This window comes from Anaerococcus sp. (genome assembly GCF_022770135.1).
Taxonomy (GTDB): Bacteria; Bacillota; Clostridia; order Tissierellales; family Peptoniphilaceae; genus Anaerococcus.
The window spans coordinates 1-2466 of the sequence record NZ_JALEIL010000146.1 but is presented as its reverse complement, the minus strand read 5'-3'; the positions used below and the strand labels follow the sequence as shown (position 1 = coordinate 2466).

5 protein-coding genes are annotated in these 2466 nt (G+C 32.9%); 3 read left to right on the top strand and 2 right to left on the bottom strand.

Annotated elements, in window-relative coordinates:
* From MRZ08_RS07540 to MRZ08_RS07530, 3 genes are all read left to right on the top strand, one after another.
* Positions 1 to 504 (top strand): glucosamine-6-phosphate deaminase (locus MRZ08_RS07540; RefSeq protein WP_297381279.1); only part of this gene is annotated, 504 nt, incomplete at its 5' end.
* A 105-nt stretch (positions 505 to 609) separates the two neighbouring features.
* The gene (locus tag MRZ08_RS07535; RefSeq protein ID WP_297381276.1) at positions 610 to 819 is read left to right on the top strand and encodes a helix-turn-helix transcriptional regulator; all 210 of its coding nucleotides are present in this window, start codon (positions 610 to 612) and stop codon (positions 817 to 819) included.
* Positions 812 to 1498 (top strand): DUF3169 family protein, encoded by a 687-nt coding sequence (locus MRZ08_RS07530; RefSeq protein ID WP_297381273.1) that lies wholly within the window; start codon positions 812 to 814, stop codon positions 1496 to 1498. Before MRZ08_RS07535 ends, MRZ08_RS07530 begins: the two co-directional genes overlap by 8 nt.
* A gap of 100 nt (positions 1499 to 1598) precedes the next feature.
* Here MRZ08_RS07530 and MRZ08_RS07525 read toward each other — a convergent pair whose 3' ends face one another.
* Together MRZ08_RS07525 and MRZ08_RS07520 are read right to left on the bottom strand one after the other, a co-directional pair.
* Positions 1599 to 2072 carry a DUF5301 domain-containing protein gene (locus tag MRZ08_RS07525; protein WP_297381270.1) on the bottom strand — a complete coding sequence of 158 codons (474 nt, stop codon included), beginning with the start codon at positions 2070 to 2072 and terminating at the stop codon, positions 1599 to 1601.
* Positions 2073 to 2182: 110 nt separating this feature from the next.
* Positions 2183 to 2365, bottom strand: a complete 183-nt coding sequence (locus tag MRZ08_RS07520; RefSeq protein ID WP_297381267.1) for a hypothetical protein — start codon at positions 2363 to 2365, stop codon at positions 2183 to 2185.
* Positions 2366 to 2466: the final 101 nt, after the last annotated feature.

The window sequence follows — 2466 nt, the reverse complement described above, 5'->3', positions numbered from 1 at the left end:
AATGAACAATCCTATAATTACTTCATGAGAAAGAACTTCTTTGACCATGTATCCTTTAATGAAGGAGCAAATATAATTCCAAAGGCAAGTGAAGTAGATGAAAAATACGCCAAAGAATACGACAAAATCCTAGATGACTTCGGTCAAAGAGATATTCAAATCTTAGGAATTGGGGAAAATGGCCATATCGCCTTCAATGAACCAGCGGATAAGCTAAGCAAGAGAACATCTATAGTAAAGCTTACAGATTCTACAATCGAAGCAAACTCTAGATTTTTTGAAAATGAAGCCGATGTTCCAAGATATGCTATCTCAATGGGCATGGCAGATATATTTAACGCCAAGACCATAATCCTTCTTGCAAATGGAAAGAAAAAACACGAGGCAGTTAAAAGACTTTTAGAAGATGATAAGATATCAACAGATCTTCCAGCAGGATTCTTATCCCTTCATCCAAATGTATATATTTATGTAGATGAGGAAGCTTACAAGGGTTATAAGTAAAGGGCCAGAGCAATTGCTCTGGTTTTTTTATGCCATCTTTTGACAAATATACTTGTCAAAGATATAATAATGACAACAATAGTTGTCAAAAGAAAGGAGGATTTATTGAGATTAGTTAATAACCTTTCTAGTTTGAGGAAGGAAAAAGGTATGAATCAGACAGAGCTTGGAGAGAAGGTTGGGGTTTCTAGACAGACTATCTCCCTAATAGAAAGGGGAGATTATAATCCGTCTGTTGTGGTTGCCCTAAGCCTTGCTAGGGTGTTTGAAGTAAATGTCGAGGATATATTTAGCTTGGAGGAAGAATATGAATAAGAAAAAATTTGTAATGTTAATTATAGGAGGACTTCTAGTTGGAGCCTTGTCTGGATGGATACTTGAAAATATTGCACTAAGTGATTTTGGAGAGGTTATTAAGTCCTTCTTAATAAAAAATGTATTTAAGATAGTTCTTATAGTAATAATAATGAGTATTTTAATAGCATTTGCTCTTTATAAGAAATCTAAGGTAGAAATCGAAAAAGGCCTTCAAGGCGAAGATCCGATTCAAACAAAATACACTAACTATAGCCTCATGGTTAGGGAGGTAAGTACTTTTCTAATCTTTGGCCTTGCTTCTATGTGGGCTATGGCTATGGAAAAGTCTTGGCTTAATCTAGGAGAGTCTGTGGTTTTGATAGGGCTTTTAATAGCCTATATAATTCTTACTTCAGTGATTTTTCAAAAAAACTACGAGCTTATCAAGAAAGTAGAACCAAATAGAAAAGCGGACACCCTTGATTTTAAGTTTAATAAGAAGTTTATAGAGGAATCTGACGAGATGACCAAAGCCCGTTATTATAAAAAAGGCTACATAGGCTATAGGGCAATAATTTTTACCAACTTCATAATGCTAGTAGTCCTAGCAGGTCTAGCCAATCATTTAGATGTAGGAATAATCGCACCTATATTTATAGCTATTTCTTCTATAATAGGAATTATTGCAGCAAAATAAATAAAAAAAGAAGGCTTCTGTCAATTGCTAACAGGAGCCTTTTATCTTACTTACAGGGAATGGACCTTATTATTGAAATTTAAAATATCTATCTATAAAATTAGAAATCATCATCCAAGATATCTTCTAAGTCTTCTGAAATATTTTCCTTATTTTCTTCTTTTGCGGTAGATTTTAGGAAGGAAGAAATATCTTTATAAGAAAGCTCATAAATTCCCACATAGGCTTGTTCGAAATAAAGTTTTTTATATTCTTCATGGATAGTACTTCTTATATAGCCGCCATCTGACATTTTAAAGCTTACTAGGATAAATTCATCTTTATCAGGAAAATCTGAGACGCTCTCCTTTTTTGTCTTCTTGGAATTTTCTAGGTTTTGTAGAAATTTTTCTATATCATCCTTATCACTAATCGTCCATCTCTCAATACCCCTACCATCTAGGATATTGATAAGGCTTATGCTTTCTACATCATCTTCCTTGGGAAGATTTGGTCCTTCATTCTTAGGTTTTATTTTTAATAAAATCGCTATGATTATTAGACCTATTATTACAAGAAAGTATTTTTTCTTCATTATTTGTCCTTTCGTCTTCTGATCATCTTACTTTTGTCTTCTTATTTTATATGTATGAAGGCCGATAAGTCTTACAAAGATAAGAAGGCTAGTAGTCCTAGCTTAAAATTTCAAATCTGAAGGTCGAGTACATAGCCCTTATTTAAATCGTAATTTATAATAAAGAGGATCTTATGACCTTTCTTGTCGATATCTTCCTGATATTTGTAGATAGTAGCGGGGTTTTTCTCAAGAAGCTCTATTGAATTAAGAATATCGTCATAGTTATCTATTTCTTCCTTACTAGTTTTCATAATTTGCTTAAGGCCTTTTGATTTTTTGTAGTAATCATCATCTAGATAGAGTCCGTATAATTGTGTAAAAAGAAAAAGGTCATTTGAAACCTAAACTAGTA

Bases quoted from the DNA above. Each gene is read 5' to 3' on its own strand.
- MRZ08_RS07525 (WP_297381270.1), bottom strand. From the start codon at position 2,072: ATGAAGAAAAAATACTTTCTTGTAATAATAGGTCTAATAATCATAGCG.
- MRZ08_RS07530 (WP_297381273.1), top strand. From the start codon at position 812: ATGAATAAGAAAAAATTTGTAATGTTAATTATAGGAGGACTTCTAGTT.
- MRZ08_RS07520 (WP_297381267.1), bottom strand. From the start codon at position 2,365: ATGAAAACTAGTAAGGAAGAAATAGATAACTATGACGATATTCTTAAT.